This window comes from Lentzea flaviverrucosa (assembly GCF_003350445.1).
Lineage (GTDB): Bacteria > Actinomycetota > Actinomycetes > Mycobacteriales > Pseudonocardiaceae > Lentzea > Lentzea californiensis.
Genome location: NZ_QQAU01000002.1, coordinates 490,536 through 517,068, shown reverse-complemented (window position 1 = coordinate 517,068; position 26,533 = coordinate 490,536). Strand labels below are relative to the sequence as shown.

The 26,533-nt window shown below is 69.3% G+C and carries 20 protein-coding genes and 1 pseudogene; 12 read left to right on the top strand and 9 right to left on the bottom strand.

The features are described from left to right. Positions 1 to 78: 78 nt before the first annotated feature. The 4 genes and pseudogenes from DFR72_RS08460 to DFR72_RS46750 form a co-directional block, all read left to right on the top strand. Complete coding sequence (locus tag DFR72_RS08460; protein ID WP_090067414.1) at positions 79 to 1,197, top strand: sensor histidine kinase; 1,119 nt, start codon at positions 79 to 81, stop codon at positions 1,195 to 1,197. Next, on the top strand, positions 1,194 to 1,847 hold the full coding sequence (locus DFR72_RS08455; protein ID WP_090067415.1) for a response regulator: 654 nt from the start codon (positions 1,194 to 1,196) through the stop codon (positions 1,845 to 1,847). The genes DFR72_RS08460 and DFR72_RS08455 overlap by 4 nt, the downstream gene beginning before the upstream one ends. 62 nt (positions 1,848 to 1,909) lie before the next feature. Continuing rightward, complete coding sequence (locus DFR72_RS08450; protein ID WP_090067416.1) at positions 1,910 to 2,620, top strand: alpha/beta hydrolase; 711 nt, start codon at positions 1,910 to 1,912, stop codon at positions 2,618 to 2,620. Further along, positions 2,617 to 3,468: pseudogene (locus tag DFR72_RS46750) on the top strand (acyltransferase family protein); the annotation flags it as partial. The gene DFR72_RS08450 and the pseudogene DFR72_RS46750, both read left to right, overlap by 4 nt. On the opposite strand, the gene DFR72_RS47825 reads toward DFR72_RS46750, so the two are convergent. Then, the gene (locus DFR72_RS47825; protein ID WP_090067418.1) at positions 3,431 to 5,461 is read right to left on the bottom strand and encodes a phospholipase A2; all 2,031 of its coding nucleotides are present in this window, start codon (positions 5,459 to 5,461) and stop codon (positions 3,431 to 3,433) included. The pseudogene DFR72_RS46750 and the gene DFR72_RS47825 overlap by 38 nt on opposite strands. Before the next feature lie 126 nt (positions 5,462 to 5,587). Then, complete coding sequence (locus tag DFR72_RS08435; protein ID WP_090067419.1) at positions 5,588 to 6,160, bottom strand: SACE_7040 family transcriptional regulator; 573 nt, start codon at positions 6,158 to 6,160, stop codon at positions 5,588 to 5,590. A gap of 164 nt (positions 6,161 to 6,324) precedes the next feature. Between DFR72_RS08435 and DFR72_RS08430 the strand changes: the two genes are divergently transcribed. The 5 genes from DFR72_RS08430 (at position 6,325) to DFR72_RS08410 (ending at position 14,764) form a co-directional block, all read left to right on the top strand. Then, on the top strand, positions 6,325 to 7,110 hold the full coding sequence (locus tag DFR72_RS08430) for an SGNH/GDSL hydrolase family protein (protein ID WP_090067420.1): 786 nt from the start codon (positions 6,325 to 6,327) through the stop codon (positions 7,108 to 7,110). A 138-nt stretch (positions 7,111 to 7,248) separates the two neighbouring features. After that, positions 7,249 to 8,838 carry a carboxyl transferase domain-containing protein gene (locus DFR72_RS08425; protein ID WP_090067421.1) on the top strand — a complete coding sequence of 530 codons (1,590 nt, stop codon included), beginning with the start codon at positions 7,249 to 7,251 and terminating at the stop codon, positions 8,836 to 8,838. A gap of 2 nt (positions 8,839 to 8,840) precedes the next feature. After that, a complete protein-coding gene (locus DFR72_RS08420; protein WP_090067501.1) occupies positions 8,841 to 10,754 on the top strand; it encodes an acetyl/propionyl/methylcrotonyl-CoA carboxylase subunit alpha in 1,914 nt (637 codons plus the stop codon). A gap of 5 nt (positions 10,755 to 10,759) precedes the next feature. After that, positions 10,760 to 11,911 (top strand): acyl-CoA dehydrogenase family protein, encoded by a 1,152-nt coding sequence (locus DFR72_RS08415; protein WP_090067422.1) that lies wholly within the window; start codon positions 10,760 to 10,762, stop codon positions 11,909 to 11,911. 336 nt (positions 11,912 to 12,247) lie between these two features. Continuing rightward, positions 12,248 to 14,764, top strand: a complete 2,517-nt coding sequence (locus tag DFR72_RS08410; protein ID WP_143086797.1) for a hypothetical protein — start codon at positions 12,248 to 12,250, stop codon at positions 14,762 to 14,764. On the opposite strand, the gene DFR72_RS08405 is transcribed toward DFR72_RS08410, so the two are convergent. Continuing rightward, the gene (locus DFR72_RS08405; RefSeq protein ID WP_090067424.1) at positions 14,761 to 16,296 is read right to left on the bottom strand and encodes an acyl-CoA dehydrogenase family protein; all 1,536 of its coding nucleotides are present in this window, start codon (positions 16,294 to 16,296) and stop codon (positions 14,761 to 14,763) included. The genes DFR72_RS08410 and DFR72_RS08405 overlap by 4 nt on opposite strands. Positions 16,297 to 16,408: 112 nt before the next feature. Here DFR72_RS08405 and DFR72_RS08400 point away from each other — a divergent pair, with 112 nt between their 5' ends. Next, on the top strand, positions 16,409 to 17,716 hold the full coding sequence (locus DFR72_RS08400; protein ID WP_425459875.1) for an FAD-binding oxidoreductase: 1,308 nt from the start codon (positions 16,409 to 16,411) through the stop codon (positions 17,714 to 17,716). Next, entirely contained in the window at positions 17,717 to 18,949 is a 1,233-nt protein-coding gene (locus DFR72_RS08395; RefSeq protein ID WP_090067426.1) for an SAM-dependent methyltransferase, read from the top strand. 49 nt (positions 18,950 to 18,998) lie between these two features. Here the strand turns inward: DFR72_RS08395 and DFR72_RS08390 are convergent, their stop codons facing one another. From DFR72_RS08390 to DFR72_RS08375, 4 genes are all read right to left on the bottom strand, one after another. Then, complete coding sequence (locus tag DFR72_RS08390) at positions 18,999 to 19,829, bottom strand: S1C family serine protease (RefSeq protein ID WP_090067427.1); 831 nt, start codon at positions 19,827 to 19,829, stop codon at positions 18,999 to 19,001. A 66-nt stretch (positions 19,830 to 19,895) separates the two neighbouring features. Beyond that, positions 19,896 to 21,929, bottom strand: a complete 2,034-nt coding sequence (locus DFR72_RS08385) for a putative bifunctional diguanylate cyclase/phosphodiesterase (protein ID WP_170176176.1) — start codon at positions 21,927 to 21,929, stop codon at positions 19,896 to 19,898. 182 nt (positions 21,930 to 22,111) lie between these two features. Continuing rightward, positions 22,112 to 22,579, bottom strand: a complete 468-nt coding sequence (locus DFR72_RS08380; protein ID WP_090067429.1) for a GNAT family N-acetyltransferase — start codon at positions 22,577 to 22,579, stop codon at positions 22,112 to 22,114. Further along, a complete protein-coding gene (locus DFR72_RS08375; protein WP_090067430.1) occupies positions 22,576 to 23,676 on the bottom strand; it encodes an LLM class flavin-dependent oxidoreductase in 1,101 nt (366 codons plus the stop codon). Before DFR72_RS08375 ends, DFR72_RS08380 begins: the two co-directional genes overlap by 4 nt. Positions 23,677 to 23,867: 191 nt before the next feature. On the opposite strand from DFR72_RS08375, the gene DFR72_RS08370 reads away from it, so the two are divergent. Further along, positions 23,868 to 25,562, top strand: coding sequence for an FAD/NAD(P)-binding protein (locus DFR72_RS08370; protein ID WP_090067502.1), 1,695 nt, complete (start codon positions 23,868 to 23,870; stop codon positions 25,560 to 25,562). Here the strand turns inward: DFR72_RS08370 and DFR72_RS08365 are convergent. Together DFR72_RS08365 and DFR72_RS08360 are read right to left on the bottom strand one after the other, a co-directional pair. After that, the gene (locus tag DFR72_RS08365; protein WP_090067431.1) at positions 25,551 to 26,018 is read right to left on the bottom strand and encodes a flavin reductase family protein; all 468 of its coding nucleotides are present in this window, start codon (positions 26,016 to 26,018) and stop codon (positions 25,551 to 25,553) included. The genes DFR72_RS08370 and DFR72_RS08365 overlap by 12 nt on opposite strands. Next, positions 26,015 to 26,494 carry an NADPH-dependent FMN reductase gene (locus DFR72_RS08360; protein WP_143086798.1) on the bottom strand — a complete coding sequence of 160 codons (480 nt, stop codon included), beginning with the start codon at positions 26,492 to 26,494 and terminating at the stop codon, positions 26,015 to 26,017. Before DFR72_RS08360 ends, DFR72_RS08365 begins: the two co-directional genes overlap by 4 nt. Positions 26,495 to 26,533 lie beyond the last annotated feature (39 nt).

The following is a 26,533-nucleotide window of genomic DNA, read 5'->3' as shown; positions in this document are numbered from 1 at the left end:
ATCTTGATCAGAGTGCTACCGGGGTATGTCACTCCGCAGGTCAATGTGCTGATGAACGGATCCACCTAGCATCGGCTGGTGTTCCGCGCGCTGTACCGAACCGTTCTCGGTCCCGATCGCACCCGAGTGCTCGCCAAGGGGCTCGGGCGGTTGCGCATCCCGGTGCACGGTGCGCTGATCATCTACGCCCTCGTGTGGGCGATCGTCGCGAGCGCCGGCTACGTGCGCCAGGAGGACTCGGACGGCTGGTGGGTCGTCGTCTTCCTGGTGACGGTCGGGCCGTACGTGCTGCTGATCTGGTCACCGCTGCACGCCTGGAGGCTGGCGGTGCCCGGCTTCTTCCTCGTCAGCCTCCTGTGTGACGGTGAGGGCGCCGAGGCCTTCCAGTACTGGACCGCGGGACCGCTGTTCGTCGCGGTCGCGGCGTTCTACTCACGCGCCATCGTGATCAGCGCCACGGTGATCACCATGGCGCTGATCATCGCCTCCGAGCCGCAGGCCGCGGACAGGGCGCTCTTCGTGCCCATCGTCGCTGCCGCCGTCTACCTGTTCGGTGCGCGCGGCAGAGCCGAACGCGAACTCGAGGAGGAGCGCGACGCCAAGGCCGCGCTGGAGGAACGTGCCCGCATCGCGCGCGAGATGCACGACGTCGTGGCCCACCACATGTCGCTGGTGGTGGTCAGGTGCGAGACCGCGCCCTACCGTCTCAAGGGACTGAACGAGGAAGCGCGGCAGGAGTTCGCGGAGGTCGGCGAGGCCGCGCGTGAGGCGATCACCGACATGCAACGGCTGCTGGGCGTGCTGCGGACGAACGGCGAGGTTGCCCAACGGGAACCGCAGCCGGGCGTCAGCCGCATCGCGGAACTGGTGCGGCCCGGCGACGAGGCCGAGGTCGGAGTGGACGACGTCCCGGAGGCGGTCGGCCTGACCGCGTACCGGATCGTGCAGGAGGCGCTCACGAACGCCACCAGGCACGCGCCCGGCTCGAAGGCGTCCGTCCACGTGCGCGAGGACGAGGGTGTGCTCGAGGTGCTGGTGACCAACACCGCCGGCGGGCCGTCCAGGGGCGGCGGCAGCGGGCAGGGCCTGGTGGGCATGCGGGAACGCGTCGCCGTGCACGGTGGCACGCTGACCGCGAAGCCGACCGAGGACGGCGGGTTCCTGGTCAGGGCGAGAATTCCGTTGGGGGACAAGTGATCAGGGTGGTCGTGGTGGACGACCAGGAGATGGTGCGCGAGGGGTTCTCCGCGCTGCTGGACGCGCAGGACGACATCGAGGTCGTCGGCGCCGCGGGCAACGGTGTGCAGGGCGTCGCGTTGGCGCGTGCGGTCAGGCCGGACGTCGTGCTGATGGACATCCGCATGCCCGAAATGGACGGACTGACGGCGACGCGGCTGCTGCTGAACGGGTCGGACGAGGTGAAGGTCCTCGTGCTGACCACGTTCGACCTCGACGACTACGTCTACGAGGCGTTGCAGGCCGGCGCGAGCGGGTTCCTGCTCAAGCACGCACCCTCCCGCGAACTGCTCAACGCCGTCCGCGTGGTGGCCGCGGGCGAGGCCCTGCTGGCCCCGTCGATCACCAAGCGCCTGATCGAGGACTTCGTGCGGTCGCGCCGGTCCGACCGCGTCCGGCCCGCGCAGCTGTCGGTCCTGACCGACCGCGAGACCGAGATCCTCGTGCTGATCGCGCAGGGCCTGTCGAACACCGAGATCGCCGCGCACCTGGTGCTGGCCGAGCAGACCGTCAAGACGCACGTGAGCCGCGTGCTCACCAAGCTCGGCCTGCGCGACCGCGCCCAGGCCGTCATCGCGGCCTACGAGAGCGGGCTCGTGGTACCGGGGTAGCGGCGGGAAAACGGCACGCCGGGGTGACGATCCGGGGCCCGTGGTCTTCCTAGCTTCGGTTCATGCGCCGAGCCGTCCTGTTCCTCCTGCTGATCGCCCTCCCGTCGGTCGCGCCGTCGATCGCGCAGTGGCGTTCCGACGTCGCCCGCCGGGTCGCGGTCGTCGGTGACCTGAGCACCGCCCGTGACGTCGTGGTGCTCGTGCCGGGGTCCGACGTGGACGTCGGCAGGTTCGAGCGCACGGTCGGGCGGATGGCGTCCAACCTGTACGAGCAGGCGCGCCGGGACGACCTCGCCGTGATCGCCTGGCTCGGGTACCGGACGCCGCAGGGGCTCGGCGTGGACGCGATGACCGGCTCCCTGGCACGTCAGGGCGCTGACGCGCTCGTCGACTTCGTCCGGTCGTTGCGGACGCCGGCGCGCGTGCACGTCGTCGGCCACAGCTACGGGTCGGTGGTGGTCGGGCTCGCGGCACACGAGCTGGACGTGGCGGACGTCGTGTTCACCGGAAGTCCTGGTGTGCGGGCGGATTCCGTCGCGCAGCTGGGGACCGGGGCTCGGGTGTGGGCGTTGCGGTCCAGCGGGGACTGGATGAGGTTCGTGCCCAACGCGCGGTTGTTAGACCTCGGGCACGGCACCGATCCGGCATCCGACGGTTTCGGGGCGACCGCGCTGCGGTTCGAGGGCGGGAAGCACGACACGTACTACGAGCCGGGCAGCGAGACGTTGAACGCTCTCGTCCGGATCGTTTCGGGTTCGGGGGAGAAGCTGTGAGGAATCCGTTCATCGACGCCGTGCGGGCGATCGCCGTCGTCACGGTCGTGCTCGGTCATTGGCTGGTGACCGCGTTGGTCGACACACCCACCGGCATGTACATCGACAGTCCGTTGAAGCACTTGTCCTCGCTGACACCGGTTTCGTGGGTGCTGCAAACGCTCGGCCTGTTCTTCTTCGTCGGCGGGTACGCGGCCGCGCACTCGAAGACGCCGTTCCTCGTCCGGCTGAAGCAGCTCGCCGTGCCCACGCTGCTGATGCTCGGCTGCTGGGCCGCTGTCCTCTTCGGACTGACGCTGCGCGGCGTGGACCAGGGCACCGCCTGGAACATCGGGTTCCTGGTCACGACACCGCTGTGGTTCTTCGGCGTCCACCTGGCGCTGCTCGCGTTGAAACCGTTGGTGCGCAGGCTGGACGAGCACTCGTGGGGTGTGCTCGTCCCGGTCCTGCTGGTGCTGGTCGTGCCGTACGCGGTGTGGTGGGCGGCCTGGCAGCTCGGCTTCTCCCTGGCGCGCAGGAGGATTCCCGGACCGCCGCTGCTGGTGCTGGGCGTGCTCGGGTACGCGCTGCTGACGACGTTCGGCGGCTACCCGCTGTCGGCGGTGGGCATTCCCGGCGAGGCGGTGTCGAACCTGAACCCGCCGAACTACGCGACGCTCGCGCTGGCGTTCGCGCAGATCGGCCTGGTGCTCACGATCGCACCGCTGCTGACCAGGCTCGGCACGACGGAACCCGTGGCGTGGCTGAACAAGCGGGCGCTCGGCATCTTCCTGACGCACCAGAGCGCGTTGATCACCGTGACGCTGGCGCTCAGCGCGTGGGGTGCGCTGCCGGGGCTCCAGCAGCCACCAGACCATCCGGACTGGGTGTGGCAGCGACTGCTGTGGCTGCCGGTGTGCGCGGCTGTGACCTGGGGATGGCTCCGAGCGCTGCGAGGCCGATCGCCACGGCGTGCAGCACCACCACCGGCGGGGCCGGGTCCAGCGCCAGCATCGGCGGTACGCACGCCAGCGCCGTGAGCAGCCACGGCAGCCGGGTGTCGCAGCTGCCGGTGCGGGCGGTGTGGATCAGGTACCAGCCGAGCAGCAGGTGGATGACGTTCTGCAGCGGGTCCACGGGCAGCAGCACCAGCACGCCGTCGCCGAGGAACCCGCTCACCACGAACCCGAGCACACCGAGCGTTCCGAACGACACGCCCATGGCCGTCGCGAGCCGCGTGCGGTGCGACTCGTGCGGCAGGCGCTGCAACCGGACCAGGCGCCGTTCGAACCGGTGGAACACCAGGATGAGCGGCACCAGCCCGAACACCAGCCAGGCCGGTGCCTGCGTCAGCCCGAGCAACCCGACCAGGGCGCCGACCCCGGCCAGGTACGTGAGGTACACCGTCATCGGGGCGCGGCGGGCGAAGTCCACGACGTGCCACAACCAACCGTCGAGCCACGAGGTGACCCGGCCGCGGGCCAGCAGCGCCAGGCACACCTGCGCCACCCCGAGCACCATCATCGAGCGCGGGTAGTCGCTGAAGAACACCAGCGCGGGCAGCGTGACGGCACCCAGCCCGGCCAGCAGCCTGCGCGAGAGCCCGGTCAGCGTGCCGTCCGCGTAGAAGAAGCCGATCTGCTGCATCAGCAACGCGCCGACGATCAGGTTCACGTACCCGCCGGTCTTCCAGTCCGTCGACGTGCGCGCGATCTCGACCGCGAGCGTCAGCAGCACCAGCACGAACGGCGTGGTGCGGCGGAAGTGCCCGTGCAGCCAGGCGGCCGCCGGCGTCGCCGCCACGGCGAGCAGGTAGACCCCGAGGAACCACAACGGATGCGTGATCAGGCGGCTGTACGCGTCGACCTCGACGTCCATCAGGTTCAGCGCCGCGAACAGCACCACCCACAGCAGCACGAACGCCAGCACGGGCCGCAGCAGCCACGACGTCCGGCTCGACACCCAGCAGCCGAAGCCGCCCTGGTGCGCCTGCCAGCTGCGCAGGTTCGCGTGCCCGCCGGCGAAGAAGAACAGCGGTACCGCCTGCAACGCCCACAACCACGACGTGCCGAACCCCCTGAGGTGCGCGAGCGTCGCCACCGTCTCGCCGAGCACGAGCAGCGCGAGGCTGAAGAGCCGCAGGAACGTCGCGTACCGGTCCTGCTCCGCGTGGGCAAGCACCAGGGGCAGCGAGTTCGCGGTCGTGCTCTCGCGACGCCGGCCGTGCAGCCGTGCCAGCAGGAGGAACACCACGACCGCGCTGCCGAACGCCCACGCCACCACGGGTTCGTGGCCGGGCGCTCCCCACCGCTGCCGCCAGGAGTTGAACTTCAGGCCCAGCGCGTAGGTCTCGGCCACCGCGTGACAGCTCTGCCCGGCACCGCGCGGGTTCAGCCGGCACTGCGCGTGCAGGTCCGTCGTGAGCCTGTCGTCCAGCGCCTTGCGCGCCTGCGGCCCGAGCGGATCGCCCTTGTGGTCGGCGTAGCGCAACAGGTCGTAGCCCAGGTCGTGTGCGCGGCACGCGGCGCTGAAGTCCCACTCCGTGTCACCGGCCGGGCCGGAACACCCGCCCCCCGCGTCGACGACCCGGAGCGTCCCGTCCGGTGCCGTGATGGTCTGGGGATCGCGCCCCATCTCGCGCGCGAAGTCCGACGGCAGGTTGAGGTACGGGTCGTGCGTCGCGGACGGCGCCACGAACGCGTCGACGGCGTTGGCCGCGGCGATCACGTCGGCGCTGGGCGGGACCCCGTTGTCACCGGTCGCCGGTCGGGAGGCGACCACCCCGCAGACGAACACCGCGAGCGTGATCACCGTGAACCGGAACCAGGCCGGGAGTCGGAGGAGGAGTTTGCGCGCGCCCATTGTCGGGCAAGGTTACGGAAGGGTCTCGGCTGACCGCCAGTTCGCCAGGTCAGACGCGCGCCATCCGTCGATCGGTGGATTCCCGCCCATCCCCGGCGGAGCCGCCGCCCACCAGCGCGGGTTGATCTAGGACGCCACCACGGCGGGCGTGAGCGAGGCGAGCGCCATGCGGGAGAGCAGCGCCGCCATCTGGTCGCGGTCGAGGTGGGCGCTGTGCGGCGTCGAGTTGATGAGCCCGAACACGGCGTGCGCGGCGGCGCGCGCGGTCGGTTCGTCGAAGCCCGGCACCGTGCGCCGGATCGTCTCCACCCACACCTCGACGTACCGGCGCTGCAAGGCGCGCACGCGCCGGCGGTCCGGATCGGTGAGGTTCGCCAGGTTGCGCATCTGCACGGTGATGAGCGCGGGGTCGTCCAGCGCGAAGTCGACGTGCCAGCCGATCAAGTCCCGCAACGCCTCCTCGGCGTCCGACGCGGCGTCCACCCTGGCCTGGCCGCCGTCGAGCAGCCGTTCGGAGATCGACGTCAGCATCTCGCCGAGCATCGCGTCCTTGCTGCGGAAGTGCCGGTAGAGCGCTGGGCCGGAGATGCCCACGGCCGCGCCGATGTCGTCGATGCCCACGCCGTGGAAGCCGTGGCGCGCGAAGAGTTCGGCCGCGGCGTTGAGGATCTGGTCCCGACGTGAGGGTTTGTCGACCACGGAAGGAGGTTAGCAGCCGTTCACTTAGTCGCCCGATGGGTGGAATTCACGCAGGTGCAAGCCCTGATTGTTGACTATTGACCAATACTTCACACAGGCCTTACCCGTGGGTAACCATTGACCCGCAATGCATCACCCCCCTGCGGCCCCTTCGGGAGTCTTCGATGCGTCCTGCTCACTTCATCGCCTCGGTGGTCACCGCCGCCGCGGCAGTCATCGCGCTCGCCAACCCCGCCAGCGCTGCTCCGATCAACTACGTCGCGCTCGGCGACTCCTACGCCTCCGGGCTCGGGACCGGCAGCTACGACGCCGGCACCGGTAGCTGCAAGCGCGGCCCGCTCGCGTACCCGGCCCTGTACGCGGCGGCGACGGCGCCCGCGACGTTCAAGTCCGTGGCCTGTTCCGGTGCGCGAACAGGTGACGTCCTCACCCAGGCAAACAACCTCACGGCGGCGACGAACCTGGTCACCGTGCAGGTCGGCGGCAACGACGCCGGCTTCACCGACGTCATCACCACGTGCACCTTCGGCTCGGACCAGGACTGCACCAACCGGGTGAACCAGGCCAAGACCTACGCCGCGAACACGCTTCCCGGCCTGCTCACCAACGTCTACAGCACCATCAAGTCGAAGGCCCCGTCCGCACGCGTTGTCGTGCTCGGCTACCCGCGCATCTACAAGGTGCCGGGCTCGTGCAACGTCGGCCTGAGCGACACCAAGCGCGCCGCGATCAACTCCGGTTCCGACGCGCTGCACAACACCATCGCCGCTCGCGCGGGGGCGGCCGGGTTCGGTTACGTCGACGTGCGCGGGGCGTTCAGCGGGCACGAGATCTGCTCGTCGAGCTGGTGGCTCAACAGCCTGAGCTGGCCGGTCGAGGAGTCGTACCACCCGAACAGGGCAGGGCACCAGAGCGGCTACCTGCCCGCACTGCGGGCAGTCATCGGCTAGCTCTTTCCGGAACGTGAGAGTGCCCGAAAGGCCGCTTGACCTGCGTTCGGGTCACTCTCGAGCCGTTCCTGTGGACCGCTAGGTGAGCGGGCGTTAACATGGCCTTGTTAACGCCCGCTAACCTGAGGTCTGGGGAGCATGGACGCACCTGTCCTGCGCAGCGCCGCCGAGCCGTCGGACCGCTACGCCAAGGAGCACACCGCGCTCGTCGACGAGCTGCGCGGCAAGCTCGCCACCGCCGCTCTCGGCGGTCCCGAGAAGGCACGTCAGCGGCACGTCGACCGCGGCAAGCTGCTGCCGCGCGAGCGCGTCGACACGCTGGTCGACCCCGGTTCGCCGTTCCTGGAGCTGTCGCCGCTGGCCGCCAACGGCATGTACGGCGACGAGGCACCGGCCGCGGGCATCATCACGGGCGTCGGGCGCGTCTCCGGCCGTGAGTGCGTGATCGTCGCGAACGACGCCACGGTCAAGGGCGGCACCTACTACCCGATCACGGTCAAGAAGCACCTGCGCGCGCAGGAAGTGGCGCTGCAGAACAACCTTCCGTGCATCTACCTCGTCGACTCCGGCGGCGCGTTCCTGCCCAGGCAGGACGACGTGTTCCCGGACCGCGAGCACTTCGGCCGGATCTTCTACAACCAGGCCACGATGTCGGCGCGCGGGATCCCGCAGATCGCCGCCGTGCTGGGCTCCTGCACCGCCGGTGGCGCGTACGTGCCGGCGATGAGCGACGAAGCGATCATCGTCCGCAACCAGGGCACGATCTTCCTCGGCGGTCCGCCGCTGGTGAAGGCCGCGACCGGTGAAGTGGTCAGTGCGGAAGACCTCGGCGGCGGTGACCTGCACTCGCGCACGTCCGGCGTCACCGACCACCTCGCGGAGAACGACGCGCACGCGCTGCGGATGGTCCGCTCGATCATCTCGACGCTCGGCCCTCGTGCGCAGCGGCCGTGGGACGTCGCGCCCGTCGAGGCGCCTGTGGTCGAGGACGACCTCTACGGTGTCGTGCCGACGGACTCCCGGACGCCCTACGACGTGCGCGAGGTGATCGCGCGGGTCGTCGACGGCTCGAAGTTCCAGGAGTTCAAGAAGGAGTACGGGCAGACGCTCGTCACCGGCTTCGCGCGCATCCACGGCCACCCGGTCGGGATCATCGCCAACAACGGCATCCTGTTCGGCGAGTCCGCCGTGAAGGGCGCGCACTTCATCCAGCTGTGCGACAAGAGGTCCATCCCGCTGGTCTTCCTGCAGAACATCACCGGGTTCATGGTCGGCCGCGAGTACGAGGCGGGCGGCATCGCCAAGCACGGCGCCAAGATGGTGACGGCGGTGGCCTGCGCGCGCGTCCCGAAGTTCACCGTGATCATCGGTGGCAGCTTCGGCGCCGGCAACTACTCGATGTGCGGCAGGGCCTACTCGCCGCGGTTCCTGTGGATGTGGCCCAACGCCCGCATTTCGGTGATGGGCGGCGAGCAGGCGGCTTCTGTCCTGGCGACGGTCCGCCGCGACCAGCTCGGTGACGAGTGGTCCGCGGAGGACGAGGAGGAGTTCAAGGCGCCGATCCGCCAGCAGTACGAGGACCAGGGCAACCCGTACTACTCGACCGCGCGGCTCTGGGACGACGGCGTGATCGACCCGCGTGACACCCGCACGGTGCTGGGACTTGCCTTGTCCAGTGCGGCGAACGCCCCCATCGACGATGTTTCCTACGGCGTCTTCCGGATGTGATCATGTTCGACAGCGTTCTGGTGGCGAACCGCGGAGAGATCGCGGTCAGGGTGATCCGCGCGTTGCGGTCGCTCGGGATCCGTTCCGTCGCCGTGTACTCCGACGCGGACGCCGAGGCGTTGCACGTCAGGCTGGCCGACGAGGCCGTGCGGATCGGGCCCGCCGCGGCCAGGGAGAGCTACCTGTCCATCGAGAAGATCGTTCAGGCCGCCGTTTCCACTGGCGCACAGGCGATCCACCCCGGTTACGGCTTCCTCGCCGAGAACACCGCCTTCGCGGCAGCGTGTGACGCCGCGGGAATCGTGTTCGTCGGGCCGCCCGCGTCGGCGATCGACGCGATGGGCGACAAGATCCGCGCGAAGCTGACGGTGTCGGCGGCGGGCGTTCCCGTCGTGCCGGGCCGCACTCGCGCGGGCATGTCCGACGACGAGATCGTCGAAGCGGCCTTGGAGATCGGCTTCCCGGTGCTGCTCAAGCCTTCCGCGGGTGGCGGTGGCAAGGGCATGCGGCTGGTGCACGAGGAATCGGCGCTGCGCGAGGCCATCGAGTCCGCACGGCGCGAGGCGCGCGGCTCGTTCGGTGACGACACGCTGCTGATCGAGCGCTTCATCACGAACCCGCGCCACATCGAGATCCAGGTCCTCGGTGACGCGCACGGCAACGTGATCCACCTCGGCGAACGCGAGTGCAGCCTGCAGCGCAGGCACCAGAAGATCATCGAGGAGGCCCCGTCGCCCTTCCTCACGCCGGAGATGCGCGAGGCCATGGGCTCCGCCGCGGTCGAGGCCGCGAAGTCCGTCGGGTACGTCGGTGCGGGCACCGTCGAGTTCATCGTGGACGGTACCTCGGGCGACTACTTCTTCATGGAGATGAACACCCGGCTGCAGGTCGAGCACCCGGTGACCGAGATGGTCACGGGCGTCGACCTCGTCGAGTGGCAGCTCCGCGTGGCCTCCGGCGAAGAGCTCGATCTGACCGTTGAGCTGAACGGCCACTCGGTCGAGGCCCGCGTCTACGCCGAGGACCCGGCGCGCGGCTTCCTGCCGACCGGTGGCCGCGTGCTCGCGTTGAGCGAACCGGCCGACGTGCGCGTGGATTCCGGTCTGTACGAGGGACTTGTCGTCGGCTCGGACTACGACCCGATGCTCGCCAAGGTCATCGCGCACGGCCGCACCCGCGAGGAAGCTCTCAGGCGTCTCGAGCACGCGCTCGGCCGGATGGTGCTGCTCGGCGTCACGACGAACATCCCGTTCCTGCGCGCACTCCTGCGCGACGAGGACGTGCGTTCGGGCGCCCTCGACACCGGACTGGTCGAGCGGAAGCTGGATTCGCTGACCTCCGCCGAGATCCCGGACGACGTGTACGTGGCGGCCGGCCTGGAGCGGTCGCTCCAGCCGCACGGCGACGACCCGTGGGACCAGCTGGGCGGCTGGCGCATCGGTGAGCACGCCTGGACGACCTGGCGGATCAACGACGTCGACGTCCGCGTGCGCGGCGAGGAAGTCGTGGTGGGCGCCGGAGAACCGGTCCGCGCTCGGGCGCGCCGCGAAGACGCCGACCTGCTCGTCGGTTCGCGCCGCTACTCGATGGCCCGCGACGGCGACGTGCTGTGGCTGGGCCACGACGGTGCCTCCTGGGCGCTGGTCGAGGCCGAGTTCCTGGTCGGAGCCGCCGACGGTGCCGCCGCCTCCGGTGGCCCGGTGAAGTCGCCGATGCCCGGCACCGTGCTGGTCGTCCGAGCCCAGCAGGGCGAGGAAGTGACCGCCGGTCAAGCGTTGTTCGTGGTCGAGGCCATGAAGATGGAGCACACCGTCACGGCACCCGTCGACGGCGTGCTCGCCGAAGTGAACGTGCAAGCAGGCCAGCAGGTCGCACTCGACCAGGTACTGGCCCTCGTCGTCTCTCACGAGGAGTGACAGCAATGTTGGACTTCAGGCTCCCGAGCGAGTACGAGGACCTGCGCAAGACCGTCGAGGAGTTCGCGCGCGACGAGGTCGCCCCGGTCATCGGCGACTACTACGAGCGCTGCGAGTTCCCGTACCCGCTCGTCGCGAAGATGGGGCAGATGGGCCTGCTCGGCCTGCCGTTCCCCGAGGAGCACGGCGGCATGGGCGGCGACTACTTCGCCCTGTGCATCACGCTCGAGGAGCTCGCTCGCGTCGACTCGTCGGTCGCGATCACGGTGGAGGCGGCCACGTCGCTGGGCGCCATGCCCATCTACCGCTTCGGCACCGACGAGCAGAAGGCCGAGTGGCTGCCTTCCCTGACGTCCGGCCAGAAGCTCGGCGCGTTCGGCCTCACCGAACCGGGCTCCGGCTCGGACGCGGGCGCCCTCGCCACCACCGCGCGCCTCGAAGGCGACGAGTGGGTCATCAACGGCACCAAGGCGTTCATCACGAACTCCGGCACGGACATCACCGGCCTGGTGACGGTCGCCGCGGTCACGGGCACCCGGCCCGACGGCCGCAAGGAGATCTCCTCGATCATCGTCCCGTCCGGCACCCCGGGCTTCACGGTGTCGAAGAAGTACTCCAAGGTCGGCTGGAGCGCCTCCGACACCCGCGAACTGTCCTTCCAGGACTGCCGCGTGCCCGCGGCGAACCTGCTCGGCACACGAGGCCGCGGCTTCGCCCAGTTCCTGCGCACGCTGGACGAGGGCCGCGTCGCCATCGCCGCGCTGTCGGTCGGCCTCGCCCAGGGCTGCGTGGACGAGTCGGTCCGCTACGCCCACGAGCGCGAGACGTTCGGCGCGAAGATCGGCACGTACCAGGCCATCCAGTTCAAGATCGCCGAGATGGAGGCCCGCGTGCACACCGCGCGCCTGGCCTACTACGAGGCCGCGTCCCGGATGCTGCGCGGCGAGCCGTTCAAGAAGCAGGCGGCCATCGCGAAGCTCGTGTCGTCCGAGGCGGCGATGGACAACGCCCGCGACGCCACGCAGATCTTCGGCGGCTACGGCTTCATGAACGAGTACCCGGTCGGGCGGTTCTACCGCGACGCCAAGATCCTGGAGATCGGCGAGGGCACCTCCGAGGTGCAGAAGATGCTGATCGCCCGCGAGCTGGGCCTTTAGTCCGTTCCGGCTGAATAACCTCAAACCGCAGGTTCGAATCCTCCTGTCCGGCTACCGTCATCTGCCTTCCGCACGAGTGTGAGGGTGCAGATGACAGGTAGTCGGCCAGAACCGGTTTTCCCGGGTTTGAACGTTCTTCTCGAAGTCATTCACGGCCTGTGTGACCGGCCCGGCTTCTTCTACCGGAGCAAGACCGAGGAAGTGGTCGGTGACCAGCCGCTTCCGTTGCTCTACCTGGAGAGTGAAGCCAGTCCGACGCCATTTCTGCGTGCTCTCGAACACAAGCTCGACGAGGGTCGCCCGGCAATACCGCACGCTTATGTCGACGTGTCCTCGGTGCGTGGGGAAGTGGACAAGAGATGGCCACCGGAAGCGCGCGAGACGCCGCCGCTGCTGCCGTTGCTGGACGTGTTGAGCCATCGGTTGTCGGAGGTCCACGTCGGCTCCGAGCGGCTGACGCGCTTCGACCACTACCGGCTCGTCGACTGGCTCACGAGCAAGCGGCTGCCGCGCAAACCGGGGCGGGACGACCGGGCGAGCGTCATCGAGCTGCTGCGGCAGTGGACCGGCAGGACCGGCGAGGACGGCGAGGCGCTGAACCGGGCCGTCGACGCGTTCATCCCGAACCTCGTGACGAGGCTGGGCCTCGGGCTGGTCGCCTGGGTCGGCAGCAAGGCCGGCTTCCGGTGGCTCGGCAAGCGGGTGCCGGGGCTCGCGCGTGAGTCGAAGTGGTTCATGCGCGGGCAGAACTTCGCGCTGCCCCACCACTCCATCGAGTTCCTCGGGTTCGCCGAGCGGCTCACGCTGGGCAGGCGCGAGTCCGAGAACGAGGAGCAGATCAAGCTGCTGCTCGTGCACGCGTTCCTGGAGGACCTGCGGATCTCCTACCGGCGCCGCCGGCGGTTCCTGCCGCGCAGGGCCGGCTTCCGGCGCACGGCCTACATCCCCGTGCTGCTCGACGGCGTGACGAAGGACAACGGCGGCTGGGAGCTGCTGGAGCTGATCAACGACGTCCGCAACGAGACCGGCGAGGCCGACCCCCTGCTGGTGATCGCCGCCAGTTCGGTGCAACCGGCGTTGTCGCAGCGGCTCGGGACCACGCCGGTCGCGCCGGACGAGACCGCGGACGCGCTGGCGACGTGGCGGGAGGAGCTGCCGCGCAAACGGCAGATGCTCGCGCCGGACGCCCGCTACCTGATGATCAGGCTGCCGTTCGCTCACCAGGACAAGAAGAAGTGGAAGGGAGCGCCCGCGTTCACCGCGGCCCCGGTGAAGTGGCTCGCGCGCCCGAGGCGGCTGGAGACGATCATCGCGGCGATCGCCGTGGTGTTGCTGCTGCCGGGGTTCGTGACCGTGCAGAACCACCTCCAGGCGAACTGCGCGCTCGTCGGTTCCGCCGTCTCGCCGGGGGTGTCGACGCGTCTGATGGACGTCGACGGGCACGCCGAATGCGTCGGCTACAGCGACAACGACAACCAGGTGTTCGGGTCGAACGAGCGGCTGAGGTGGACGCAGAAGGCGGTGTTCGCGCAGAACGAGGAGGCCGAGCGGCTGCACGAGTCGAACGGCGAACGCCCGCTCGTCTCGTTGCTCTACTTCTCGAGCCTCACCCACAAGGACAGCAACCCCGACGCCGACCACTCCAGGGCGGAGGAACTGGAGGGGATGCTGCTCAAGCAGCGGCAGCAGAACGACAGGTCCAGTTCGGGGCCGTTGCTGCGCATCGTGGTCGCGAACGGCGGCGCGAAGATGGACCGCGCGTACGACGTGCTGGCGGAGATGCTGACCCCGTTGCTGGAAAGGGATCCGAGCATCATCGGCGTGATCGGCCTCGACCGCAGCGTCGAGCAGACCAGGAAGGTCATCACCTCGCTCGGGTCGCTCGGTGTGCCGACCATCGGCACCACCCTCACCGAGGCGTCGCTGCCGAAGCTCTCGACGATGTACTTCCAGCTGATCCCCGGCAACGTCAGGCAGGCCGACCTCGTCCGGAGGTACGCGCAGCACGTCCGCGCGACCAAGGTGACGATCCACCACCCGAAGCTGAAGCAGGACGACGTCTACCTCGACAACCTGGTCGCGGTCCTGGGCCAGGAGCTGGCCAGGTCGGGCGTGACGTTCGAGGCGCGCGAGTGGGCCGGCGGGCCGCAGGAGGTGCCGTCGCAGTGCGTCGAGGACCACTCCAGCGAACTCGTGTTCTTCGCAGGCCGCGAGGAGCACTTCGGCGAGTTCCTGCAGGCGGTCGGCAGGAACTGCTACGACAAGGACCGCCTGCCGCGCATCCTCGCGGACGACGCGATCATCCGGTTCATCGCACAGGAGGCGAGCCGCAAGCGCGACTCGCTGGCCGGCATGCGCGTGTCCTACGTGAGCATGGCCGGACTCGTCGTGCTCGCGGGCAAGTCCTGCGTCGACGGCAAGCCGGACGCCGGGGTCCGCGGCGGACTGCCTCTGGACGCCTTCTGCGCCGGCTACAGCAAGCTGGCCAAGGAGGTCCAGGACTCCGCACTGCCGCGGGAGGACAAGCCGGCCAAGCCGTGGCCCGGCGAGCACATGGCGGTCGCCTACGACGCGGCAGGGCTCTTCCTCGACGCCGTGCGCAACGCCCAGGCCCGCCTGGCCGGGTACACCCCGCACCGCGGCGCGATCGGCGGGGAACTGCGCGAACTGGAGTTCTTCGGCGCCACGGGGCGTACGGACTTCAAGGTGTCCAGGGTCGGCGAGACGAGGAACTTCACGATCCTCGAGATCGCCGACATCTACGACTTCGAGCAGCAGCCCGCGTGCGTCTACCTGACCGGTGACCTGTACGGCCCGGATTCACCGCGCCGGGAGAACGGTTGCCCTGCCTAGGTTTTAGGGGCAGCCCGGTCGATGATCGAGGCGAAGTCGGTGGACTTGGGGAGCGTGCCGAACGCGACTCCCCAGTCCCCGCCCAGCCGTGAACCGAGGAACGCGTCCGCGACGGCGGGGTGCCCGTGCTTCACCAGCAGAGCACCCTGCAGGATCAGCGCCATCTTCTCCACGACCCGGCGCGCCTGCGACTCGTCCACATCGGACAGGGCGGTGCCGAGCTCGTTCAAAGCCCTGTCGATGCGCCGGTCGACCCCGGTGACGGCGGCGAGGAACTCCTGCACCGAGTCGGGTTCCCTCTTCATCGCGCGCAGGACGTCGAGCGCGGCGACGTTGCCGGAGCCCTCCCAGATCGACATCAGCGGCGACTCGCGGAACAGCCGCGGCATCCCGCTGTCCTCGATGTACCCGTTGCCGCCCAGGCACTCCAGCGCCTCGGCCGCGTGCACGGGACCGCGCTTGCACACCCAGTACTTGGTGACCGCGAGGCCGAGCCGCGGCCGGTTCTGCGCGAGCCACATCGCGGCCGTGGTCGCCGCCTCGGACTCGATCGCGAGGTCCGCCAGCACGTTGCGCATGGCGGGCTGGTCGACCAGGTAGCTGCCGAACGCCTTGCGGTGCGCGGCGTGGTGCGCGGCCTGCCTGAGGCCCGCGCGCATGCCCGCGGCGCTGCCGAGAACGCAGTCGAGCCGGGTCATGTTGACCATCTCGATGATGGTCCGCACGCCGCGGCCCTCGTCGCCGACGCGGTGCGCGAACGCCTCGTCGTACTCGATCTCGGCGGAGGCGTTGGACTTGTTGCCCAGCTTGTCCTTCAGGCGCTGCAGGAAGAACCGGTTGCGCGTGCCGTCCGGGAGCACTCGCGGCACGAGGAAGCACGTCAGTCCGCCGGGCGCCTGCGCGAGGGTCAGGAACACGTCCGACATGGGCGCCGAGGTGAACCACTTGTGGCCGGTCAGCAGGTAGCCGTCGGCGACCGGCTTCGCGACGGTGGTGTTCGCGCGGACGTCTGATCCGCCCTGCTTCTCGGTCATGGACATGCCGGCGATCAGGCCCTGCTTGGACAGCGGTGCGCGCAGGCCGAAGTCGTAGTTCCGTGCAGTGAGAAGGGGTTCGTAGCTCCCGGCCAGATCCGGCGCGACTCGCAAAGCGGGCACAGAGGCGTAAGTCATCGAAATCGGACATCCGTGGCCGGCCTCGACCTGGGACCACACGTAGAACTTGGCTGCCCGCTCCAGGTGTCCACCGTCGACATAGGCGTGCAACCCGTGCGTAACAGCGACGTCCATCAGTTGGTGCCAGGCGGGGTGGAACTCGACCTCGTCGATCCTGTTCCCGAACCGGTCGTGTGTGTGCAGCACCGGCGGGTGAGCGTTTGCGAGCCTGCCGTGCTCCTGCCACTCGGAGCTGCCCGCGAGCCTGCCCAGCGAGTGCAGTTCGGCGTCGTCGACCCAGCTGAGCAGGGCCGGGTCGTCCGCGACGTCGTGGCCGCTCAGCAGCGGGACCTGGTTGGTCACCTCGTGCGTAGCCATGCCCGCACGTTACTACTCGCAAGTAACTTTGGGCAGGGTGCGGGTGAAGATCGCTGGCCCATTCGGGCTTTTGGGCGCGACAACGGCGCTGACGAGGAATAACGTCGTTCCTGTGAGTGACCATGGGCACAGCTCGGCCGTGGCTGCGCTGAGCGCGCAGTACGCCGCGATGCGCGAAGGTGCGCCAGTGCGGCTCGCGAAGAAGACGTCGAACCTCTTCCGGTTCCGCGCCGACCAGGCCGGCGGGCTCGACGTCGGCAGGTTCGACCAGGTCCTGTCCGTGGACCCGGCCGGACGCACCGCACAGGTGCAGGGCATGACCACCTACGAGAACCTCGTCGCCGCGACACTTCCCCACGGCTTGATGCCGTTGGTGGTGCCGCAGCTCAAAACCATCACCATCGGCGGTGCGGTCGCCGGGCTCGGCATCGAGTCCACGTCCTTCCGCAACGGGCTGCCGCACGAGTCCGTGCGGGAGCTGGAGATCCTCACCGGCGACGGCGAGGTGGTCGTCGCCAAGCCGGACGACGACCTGTTCCGCGCGTTCCCCAACTCCTACGGGACGCTGGGCTACGCGCTGCGGCTGGAGATCGAACTGGAGCCGGTGCGCCAGTACGTCCGGTTGCGGCACGTGCCGTTCGGTTCGTTCGCGGAGTGCGCCGCCGTCATCGAGGAGGTCTGCGAGGACGGCTCGGCGGACTTCGTCGACGGCACCGTGTTCTCACGGGGTGAGATGTACCTGACGTTGGGCCACTACGCCGACATCGCGCCCTACACGTCGGACTACACCGGCAACCAGATCTACTACCGTTCCATCCAGAAACGCCGCACGGACCACCTGACGATCCACGACTACCTGTGGCGCTGGGACACCGACTGGTTCTGGTGCTCGCGGGCGTTCGGCGCGCAGAACCCCGTCGTCCGTCGCATGTGGCCGAAGCGCTACCTGCGTTCGGACGTGTACCGCAAGCTCGTCGCGAAGCATCGGCAGCTGAGGCCGCGCACGGACGTCGAGCCGGTGATCCAGGACGTGGAGATCCCGGTCGCCGGACTGGCCGACTTCCTCGACTTCTTCGACCGCGAGATCGGCATCTCGCCGGTGTGGCTGTGTCCCGTTCGCCTGCGCGACAACACCGGCTGGCCGCTGTACCCGATGGACAGGGACACGTTGTACGTCAACGTCGGGTTCTGGTCGGAGGTCCCGGTACGACCGGGGGAGAAGATGGGTGACCGCAACCGGCTGATCGAGCGCGAGGTGGCGCGGCTGGGCGGCCACAAGTCGCTGTACTCGGACTCCTACTACACGGAGGACGAGTTCTGGCGGCACTACAACGGTTCGCACTACCGGTCCGTGAAGGCCCGGTACGACCAGACGAACCGCCTGCCTGATCTGTACGCCAAGTGTGTCAGGGGACGATGAATGCGGTTGGCCTCCATTTTCCAGAGCATCACAGGTGGCAGCGACGTTCGCTTCCAGGCCTACGACGGCAGTACCGCCGGGCCTTCCGCGGCCTCGGTGTCCATCGACATCAAAACACCGGAAGCCCTGTCCTACCTGGCTTCCGCACCCGGTGAACTGGGGCTGGCCCGTGCCTACGTGACGGGTCACCTGGAGATACTCGGCGACGTGCACGCCGGCCTCTCCCGGCTGTCGGAGTTCTCGCTGCGAGAGCTCCCGTGGCTGCAACGGGTCGAGCTGCTGCGGTTCCTCGGCCGGATCCGGTTGTCGCACAAGGTGTCTCCACCGCCGCAGGAGACGCGCCTGCGCGGCCTGCGGCACTCCAAGGCCCGCGACTCGCAGGCCATCGCGCACCACTACGACGTCTCGAACCAGTTCTACGCGTGGGTCCTCGGCCCGTCGATGGCCTACACCTGCGCGGTGTACCCGACCGCGCACTCCACTTTGGAGGAAGCCCAGTTCGCCAAGCACGACCTGGTGGCGCGCAAGCTGGGGCTCAAGCCCGGCATGAGACTGCTGGACGTGGGCTGCGGCTGGGGCGGCATGGTCATGCACGCGGCCCGCGAGTACGGGGTGCGGGCGATCGGCGTGACGTTGTCGCGCAACCAGGCGGAGTGGGCGCAGAAGGCGATCGTCGAGGCAGGGTTGTCGGACCTCGCCGAGGTGCGGCACCTCGACTACCGCGACGTGCGGGAGACCGGGTTCGACGCGGTGTCGTCCATCGGCCTGACCGAGCACATCGGCAAGGCCAAGCTGCCCGCGTACTTCGATTCGCTGTACCGGAAGCTGAAGCCCGGCGGCCGGCTGCTGAACCACTGCATCACCCGGCCGGACAACAAGCAGCGGGCGTTGTCGGGGCCGTTCATCGACCGGTACGTGTTCCCGGACGGCGAGCTGGTCGGGCCCGGCCACCTCGTGTCGCTGATGCACGACACCGGGTTCGAGGTGCGGCACGAGGAGAACATCCGCGAGCACTACGCCCTCACGCTCGCCGCCTGGAGCAAGAACCTCGACACGCACTGGGAAGAGGCGGTCGAGGAGGTCGGCGAGGCGCGGGCGCGGGTGTGGCGGCTGTACCTCGCGGCGTCACGACTCGGGTTCGAGCGCAACAACATCCAGCTGCACCAGGTGCTCGGGGTGAGGCTGGACGGGACGACGTCGCACATGCCGTTGCGCCCGGACTGGCTGTCCTGAGACGGACGAAGGGCCGCGGCTCCGTGCCGCGGCCCTGATCCTGGGGACGCTAGCTCAGCTGGTCCACGATCTGCTTGGCCGTGTTGGACGGGATCGCGAACCCGATGCCCACGCTCCCGGCCTCACCGCTGCTGGACGCCGGCGAGTAGATCGCCGAGTTGATGCCGATCAGCTCGCCGGCCGCGTTCACCAGCGCGCCACCGGAGTTGCCGGGGTTGATCGACGCGTCGGTCTGGATCGCCTGGTAAGACACGGAAGACGCGCGGCGGGTCTCGCCCGGCACGGTCACCTTGCGGTCCAGCGCGGACACGATGCCGGTCGTCACGGTGCCCTGCAGCCCGGACGGCGAGCCGATGGCCATCACCGCGTCGCCGACCTTCACCGAGCCGGAGTCCGCCCACTTGATCGGCGTCAGGTCGGACGCCCCGGAGACCTGCAGCACGGCGAGGTCCGAGGTGGGGTCGGTGTTGACGACGGTGGCCGGCAGTTCGCGGCCGTCGTTGAACTTCACCGTGATCTGGCCACCGGCCGAGGCGACGACGTGGTTGTTGGTGAGGACCTTGCCGTCCGCGGAGAGGACCACGCCGGAGCCGAGGCCGTTGCCGACGTTCACCTGGACCACCGAGGGCAGCACGTCGGACGCGACGGCGCTCCAGTCCAGTGTGGACGTGTTCGAGATCGTCTGCGCGGAGACGGTGGTGGACGCAGGGGTGGCGTCCGGCGAGGCGATCACCGCTCCGGTGACGCCTCCGAACAGGCCGGCGACGAGTGCCGCGGCCGTGAGCATCGGGGCCGATCGGCGCCAGAACTTCGGCGCGACGACGGCGGGCTGCGGTTCCACCAGTGTCCCGCTCATCGCGGGGAAGCTCTGCTCGGTCATGACTTCACGATGGACCCCCATCATGTGAGCCAGCTGTGCCGAAACCCTCGAAAACCCTGATAAGAACTAGCTGAGAAAGAGCGCGGAGACCTCGGCGGCCGACAGCGGCGGCCCGAAGTGCGTGCCCTGCCCGCCCGTCACGCCCAGCTCCGCCAGCCTCGCGGCCTCGGCGGCGGTCCGCACGTCCTCGGCGTAGAGCGGCAGCTTGAGTAACGTTGCCCACCGCAGCAGGGCGACCGAGGCGCTCGCCTCCACGCGGTTCGCGCCCTCGTCGAGACCGTGCACGACGGCACCGGTGAACTTCACGCCGCTCAACGGCAACTGGCGCAGCCGGTCGACACCGACGTTGCCGCCGTTCATCTGGTCCAGCACCAGCCCGATGCCGCGCTCGGCGAGGATCGTCAGCTCGTCGAGCTGTTCGTCGTTCAGCAACGCCGGCAGGTGCTCGTGCAGTTCGAAGCGCAGCAACGACGCGGGCAGGCCGGTGCGCTCCAGCACGCGGGCGACCTCGGCGACGAGCTCGGGCTCCTGGCACAGCCGCGGCGGCAGGTCGATCGACAGCGCGGGCATCCGCGAGCCCAGCGCCAGGTGCCAGTCGGCCGCGTGCCGGCACGCGGCCTCCAGCGCCCAGTGCACCAGGCGGACGATCATGCCGTTGTTCGACGACTGGCCGAGGAACGCGTCCGGGCACAGCACCCCGCGTTCGGGGTGGTCCCAGACGATCTTGGCCTCCAGCGCGAGCACCGAGCCGTCGGTCAGCGAGTGGACGGGCAGGTAGTCGACGCGGAACTGCCCCTCTTCGAGGGCACCAGGGATCGAAGCCGCGAGCGCGTACCTCTGCTTGTCGTGCGCGTCCCGTTCGTGGTCGTACAGCGCCCACTGCGCCTTGCCGTCGCGCTTGGCCCAGCCGACCGTGACGTCCGCCGCGCGCAACAGGTCCGCCGAGTCACCGCCGCGCGCCGCCCGCGCCACGATGCCGACGCTCGTCGTCACGCCGACGCCGTGCGAGCCGATCCAGATCGGCTCCTCCAGGCGTGCGGTGAAGTCCTCGACCAGGGCGACCACGCTCCGCACGTCCTGCGGGTCCCTGACCAGCACGCCGAACTCGTCCTCGCCGATGCGCGCGACCTTGGCGACCTCCTCGGAGAACACCGCCCGCAGGTGCGTCGCGACGTGCATCAGCACCCGGTTGCCGGCCTCGTGCCCGAACGCGTCGTTCACACCGCGGAACCCGTCGATGTCGACCTGCACGAGCGCGAGCGTTCCCGGCCCCTTCGAACCGGCCACGCCCTCGAGCCAGCCGAGGAACTGCGCGCGGTTCGGCAGCCCGGTCTGCACGTCGTTGAGGCTCTGCCGCACCAGCTGCGTCTGCAGCGCGCGCATCTCGCTCATGTTCTCGATCATGGTGACGAGGTACGGCGGCGTGCCGTCCTCCTCGCGCACCACCGAGATCGCCATGTGCGTCTGGATCGTCTCGCCGTCGCTGCGGACCATCCGCTTCTCGACCCGGACGTTGTCGTGCTCGGACGCGATCAGCTGCTTCGTCAGCTCCCGCAGCCCGGCCCGGTCGTCCGGGTGCACGATGTCGCGGCCGCTCATCTTGCTCAGGTCCTCGTGCTTGTAGTCGAGCATCGCGAGCAACGCCTCGTTGACGTCGATGATCTCGCCCTTGGGGCCGCTCACGACGATGCCGAACGCCGAGCTCTCGAAGACCGCGCGGAACTTGGCCTCGCTCGCCCGGACGGCGGCCTCGGCCCGGCGCATCGTGGTGATCGCGGCCGTGCGGCTGAGCTCCTGCTGGTCGAGCGTGCGGTCGCGCAGCCCGTCCGCGTACCCGGCGGCGAGCGCGGCCAGCTGGGCCGGCGTGACCGCTGTGTGCTCACCCAGGGACGTGAGCGACTTCTCCAGCGTCGCCGAGGCGATGAAGTCGTGCTCGACCATGGACCGGCCGACCTGCCGCGCCTGGTCCACCCCACCGCTGAGCAACTGCTCGACGTAGCCGCCCAGCAGTTGCTCGAGCTTCGCGCGAGTGAAGTTCGCGACGAGGGTGTTGGAGATCGCCGCCGCCCAGTGAACGGCGAGCTCTCGGCTGTAGACCATGTTCATTCAGCTCAGGTGGCCGTTCGTGGGGGACCGGGGGTGATCTGCTCGATCGGCTGACGCGGTACCACCACCAGGAGTGGGTCCGACGGGAAAGCTTACTGATCAGTCAGTACCTGTCCAACCGAACCCCGAATCCCGGTCGAGAATCGACGAATCGACCACGATTTCACTCGTTTGAACTAATGAATCACCTTGCTGAAGGCCAGTGGGCCAATTGTCAGGGGGTCTGTGTCAACGTCGAACAACGGTGTGTAGCCGGTCGCCAGGTACAGCCCTTTCGCCTCGGGCTGGCGCGGTCCCGTGGTGAGGTAGATCCTGCTGTACCCAAACGTTCTGGCCTCGTTCTCCAGTTCCACGAGCACCCGTCGCGCCAATCCGCGCCGGCGGTGTTGTGAATGCGTCCAGATCCGTTTCATCTCGGCGGTTTCCGCGTCGAACCGCTTGAACGCACCGCCCGCGACGGCTTCTCCTGCTTCCATCAGCAGTAGGAACTGTCCGTTCGGCGGCTCGAACACGTCCGCCGGTCGTCGCATCTCCTCTGCGCCCATTGGTCCGTAGCGAGAGGTGTATTCGTACGTGAGTTCAGCGACCAATGGCGCCGCGGCCGGATCCGACTGCCGGACGCGGCGCACTTCGAGAGTCGTCATGCGGCCTTGGCCCGGTCTCGCTTCGCGACCTCCTCGCGCACGATCGGGATCACGTACCGGCCGAAGTCGATCGCGTCGCCGAGTAGGTCGTAGCCGCGGGCGGACAGGATGTCGACGCCGAGGTCGTAGTAGTCCAGCAGCGCCTGCGCGACGGTCTCCGGCGTGCCGACCAGCGCGTTGGAGTTGCCGGCCCCGCCGGTCGCCTTCGCCGTCGGTGTCCACAGTGCACGGTCGAACCGCTCGCCGCGGTCCGCGACCGCCAGAAGTCGTTGCGAGCCGGTGTTCTCCGGGCTGGTCAGCGAGTGCCGCCGGCTCAGCGGCCCGTTCGCCTTCCGCGCCTCGATCCGGTCGACCGTGCGGTGGGCCTTCTCCCAGGCCAGTTCCTCGGTCGGCGCGATGATCGGCCGGAACGCGACCTGGATCCGCGGCACGTCCGTGCGCCCGGCGTCCTTCGCGGCGTGCTTCACCGACTCGATCTGCTGCGCGGTCTCGGCCAGCGGCTCGCCCCACAGGCAGAAGATGTCGGCCTCCGCACCGCCCGCCGCGTAGGCCGCGGGGGAGGAGCCGCCGAACGACACGTCCGGGCGTGGTTGCCGGACGGGGAACACGTCGCTCACGAAGTCCGCGAAGTGGTAGTGCTCGCCGTCGTGGTCGAACGCGGACCTGCTGGTCCAGGCCTTCTTGACGATCTGGATGTACTCGCGGGTGCGGCCGTAGCGCTGGTCCTTGGTCAGGTAGTCGCCCTCGCGCTGCTGCTCGTGGTCGGTGCCACCGGTGATGAAGTGCACGGTCAGCCGGCCGTCGCTGATCTGGTCGAGCGTCGCGAACGTCTTCGCCGCGAACGTCGGGTAGCTGACGTTCGGCCGGTGTGCCAGCAGGATCTGCAGCTTGTCGAGCTTGCTGGCCAGGTAGGCGGCCGCTGCCGAGGGTTCCGGCGCACCCGATCCGTAGGCGAACAGCACGCGGTCCCAGCCGTGCTCCTCGTGCGCCCTCGCGAGCCTGAGCGTGTAGTCCTTGTCGAACGCGCCGCTGGACGACCGCGGCGTCGTTTCCGACCCGTCGTTGGTGGCGGCGATCCCGAGAAACTCAACTGGCATGACCGATTCCCCAGAACTGGTAGAGGGAGCAGGGCGCGTTGAGGGAGGCGCCCTTCGAGTGCACACCCGGACCAGGCTCGTCGCAACGACGTCCACAGAGCGGGATTTGCTTGCACGCGCGGGGTACCGTGGTGGTGTTCGCGTTGAGGGACGTGGCTCGTTTCTCGTTGCCCTCCAACGGAAAGACGCGCATGCGCTCACTCGTCGTGATCGGCGGCGGCCCCCGTGCCGCCGGCCTGCTGGAACGCATCGCCGCCCAGTCACCCACCCAGACCCTGGCCGTGCACGTCGTCGACCCGTTCCCGCCGGGTGCGGGCCGGGTGTGGCGGCACGCCCAATCCCCGTTGCTGCGCATGAACTCCATGGCCGAGGACGTCACCGTCTTCACGGACGACTCGTTCGACGGTCTCGGTCCGATCCGCCCCGGCCCGTCGCTGGCGGAGTGGACCGGCATCGACCCGACGGCGTTCCCTTCGCGTCAGGTGCAGAGCAGATACCTGGCATGGTTCTTCGACCACGTGAGGAAATCTCTGCCTCCGAACATCTCTGTGACCGTGCATCAGGCATTGGCGACGAAGGTCGACGGCAACCGGGTGTGGCTCGACAACGGCTCCTCGCTGACCGCGGACGTCCTGGTGCTCGCCCTGGGACACCTGGACGCCGAACCGGAACCCGAACACCGCAAGCTCGCCGAGCACGCGTCGGAGCACGGCCTGATCTACGTGCCGCCGCTGTACTCGGCCGACGCGGACCTGTCGGCCGTGTCCGGTGATGTGGTGCTGCGCGGGTTCGGGCTCGCGTTCGTCGACCTCATGGTGTTGTTGACCGAGGGCCGCGGCGGCCGGTACGTGCGTTCCGACGGGCAGCTTTCCTACGTGCCGTCCGGGGCGGAACCGACGCTGTACGTGGGTTCGCGGCGAGGCGTGCCGTACCACTCGAAGACCGGCTACCGGCTGCAGGGAACCCGTCCGTCGATGCCGCACTTCTTCGTCGCGGACGCCTTGCAGGGCCGCGAGCTGGACTTCCGGGACGACGTGTGGCCGTTGATGGCCAAGGAGATCGCCTGGGGTCACTACCACGAGCTCTTCACCGGACACCCCGGCCTGGTGCGGATGCCGTTCGTGGAGTTCGCCGCCTCGTTCACCGCGTTCCCCTGGTACAGCAACGAGATGCGAGCGCTGGAGGAGCTCGCCGTGCCCGATCCGGCCGACCGCATCGACTTCGAACGGCTCGACCGGCCGCTGACCGGCGTGACGTTCGGGTCCGGGGAGGAGTTCCAAGAGCACCTGCGTTCCTACGTCGAGGCCGATGTGGCCCGGCGTTCCGATCCACGGCACAGCGCCGACCTCGGGGCGTTCCTGGCACTGCTGTCGGTCTACGGCCAGCTCGCGGGGCTCATGCCGTTCGACGGCTGGTGGCACGGCTACTTCAGCTACCTGGCCTCGGGCCCGCCGCCGGACCGGCTGGAGGAGCTGCTGGCGTTGTCGCGTGCGGGAATCGTGCGGTTCCTCGGCGCCGACATGTGGGTGGAGGCGGTCGAAGGCGCCTTCGTGGCGGGCAGCGCGACGACGCCGGACGTGGTGCGCGCCAACGGACTGATCGAGGCCCGCCTGCCGACGCACTCGCTGTCGCGCACGGCGGACCCGGTGCTGCGGTCGTTGCGCGCGGCCGGCGACGTCTCCGAGGACGCCGCCGGGCTGGTGCGGGTGTCGCCGGTGGGGCGCCTGATCAACGAGAACGGCGACGAGGACCCGGTCCGGTTCGCTGTGGGGCCCTGCACGACGGGGAAGGCGTTCGCGGCGTTCGCGCGGCCGAACACGAACGCCCCGGCGTTCCGGCAGAACGACGGGCTGGCGCGGGAGGTCCTGCGCCAGCTAAGCGACTGAGGTGTAGCGCCCCTGGTGCCGCACCAGGGGCGCGGCGAGGTCGGAGTGCGTGATGTCCAGCGGTTCGCCGACCAGCGCCACGTGGTCGCCGACCGCGATCCGGCGCGCGGTCCGGCACCGCAGCCGGACCGGTGCGTCCAGCAGCCACGGCACGCCGTCGTCGTCCTCCTGCCACCGAGTTCCCGGGCCGAACCTGTCGACGCCCTTGGTGGCGAACAGGTCCGCGAGCCCGGTCTGCGCGGCGTCCAGGAGGTGCACGGCGAACAGCGGCGCGGTGCGCAGCACCGGCCACACCGACGCGCCCTCGCCGATCCACACGACCACGAGCGGTGGTTCGAACGAGACGGAGGTGAACGAGGAAACCGTTGTGCCGACCGGACCTTCGGGCCCGGTGGCCGTGACGATCGTGACGGCCTGGGCGTGGTGCCTCAGCGCGTCGCGCAGCTGGTCCTTCATCGCAGCACCTTCAGCGCGTCCAGGTCGAAGTCCGCGGCGTCGGCGGGAAGCGCGGCCTCGTTGAGGAAGAAAGCCTGTGGCACCACCGCACCCAGTTCGGCGAGCACCGGTCGCAGGTGCACCTCGACGGCGAGGGCGTGCCTGTCGGACGCGGCGATCTGCAGCGGGACGACGAGCTTGCCCTTCAGCCAGCCCGGCGGTGCCTGGTCCAGCACGGCCTTCAGCAGACCGGTGTACGCGGCCTTGTACGTCGGCGTCGCCACGACCAGCACCTCGGCCTGCCCGAGCGCCGCCAGCGCGGCCTTGATCGTGTCCGGTTCCGTGAACACGGCGGGTGCCAGAGCGGCCGCCTCGACGACCGGCCCCTCGACGGGCACGCCCAGCGCCGCGGCGACGGCCTCGCGCAGGGCCAGGGCCGCCTGCAGCGTGCGCGAGGCGGGCCGCGGGTTGCCGACCAGAACACCGATCTGCGTCATGCCTTCCAGCACAGCCGCAAGCCCGGGGACCGTCAACCC

Bases quoted from the DNA above. Each gene is read 5' to 3' on its own strand.
- DFR72_RS08370 (WP_090067502.1), top strand. From the start codon at position 23,868: ATGCGCTCACTCGTCGTGATCGGCGGCGGCCCCCGTGCCGCCGGCCTG.
- DFR72_RS08420 (WP_090067501.1), top strand. From the start codon at position 8,841: ATGTTCGACAGCGTTCTGGTGGCGAACCGCGGAGAGATCGCGGTCAGG.
- DFR72_RS47825 (WP_090067418.1), bottom strand. From the start codon at position 5,461: ATGGGCGCGCGCAAACTCCTCCTCCGACTCCCGGCCTGGTTCCGGTTC.
- DFR72_RS08415 (WP_090067422.1), top strand. From the start codon at position 10,760: ATGTTGGACTTCAGGCTCCCGAGCGAGTACGAGGACCTGCGCAAGACC.
- DFR72_RS08450 (WP_090067416.1), top strand. From the start codon at position 1,910: ATGCGCCGAGCCGTCCTGTTCCTCCTGCTGATCGCCCTCCCGTCGGTC.
- DFR72_RS08395 (WP_090067426.1), top strand. From the start codon at position 17,717: ATGCGGTTGGCCTCCATTTTCCAGAGCATCACAGGTGGCAGCGACGTT.
- DFR72_RS08390 (WP_090067427.1), bottom strand. From the start codon at position 19,829: ATGACCGAGCAGAGCTTCCCCGCGATGAGCGGGACACTGGTGGAACCG.
- DFR72_RS08380 (WP_090067429.1), bottom strand. From the start codon at position 22,579: ATGACGACTCTCGAAGTGCGCCGCGTCCGGCAGTCGGATCCGGCCGCG.
- DFR72_RS08365 (WP_090067431.1), bottom strand. From the start codon at position 26,018: ATGAAGGACCAGCTGCGCGACGCGCTGAGGCACCACGCCCAGGCCGTC.
- DFR72_RS08405 (WP_090067424.1), bottom strand. From the start codon at position 16,296: ATGGCTACGCACGAGGTGACCAACCAGGTCCCGCTGCTGAGCGGCCAC.
- DFR72_RS08425 (WP_090067421.1), top strand. From the start codon at position 7,249: ATGGACGCACCTGTCCTGCGCAGCGCCGCCGAGCCGTCGGACCGCTAC.
- DFR72_RS08360 (WP_143086798.1), bottom strand. From the start codon at position 26,494: ATGACGCAGATCGGTGTTCTGGTCGGCAACCCGCGGCCCGCCTCGCGC.
- DFR72_RS08430 (WP_090067420.1), top strand. From the start codon at position 6,325: ATGCGTCCTGCTCACTTCATCGCCTCGGTGGTCACCGCCGCCGCGGCA.
- DFR72_RS08375 (WP_090067430.1), bottom strand. From the start codon at position 23,676: ATGCCAGTTGAGTTTCTCGGGATCGCCGCCACCAACGACGGGTCGGAA.
- DFR72_RS08385 (WP_170176176.1), bottom strand. From the start codon at position 21,929: ATGGTCTACAGCCGAGAGCTCGCCGTTCACTGGGCGGCGGCGATCTCC.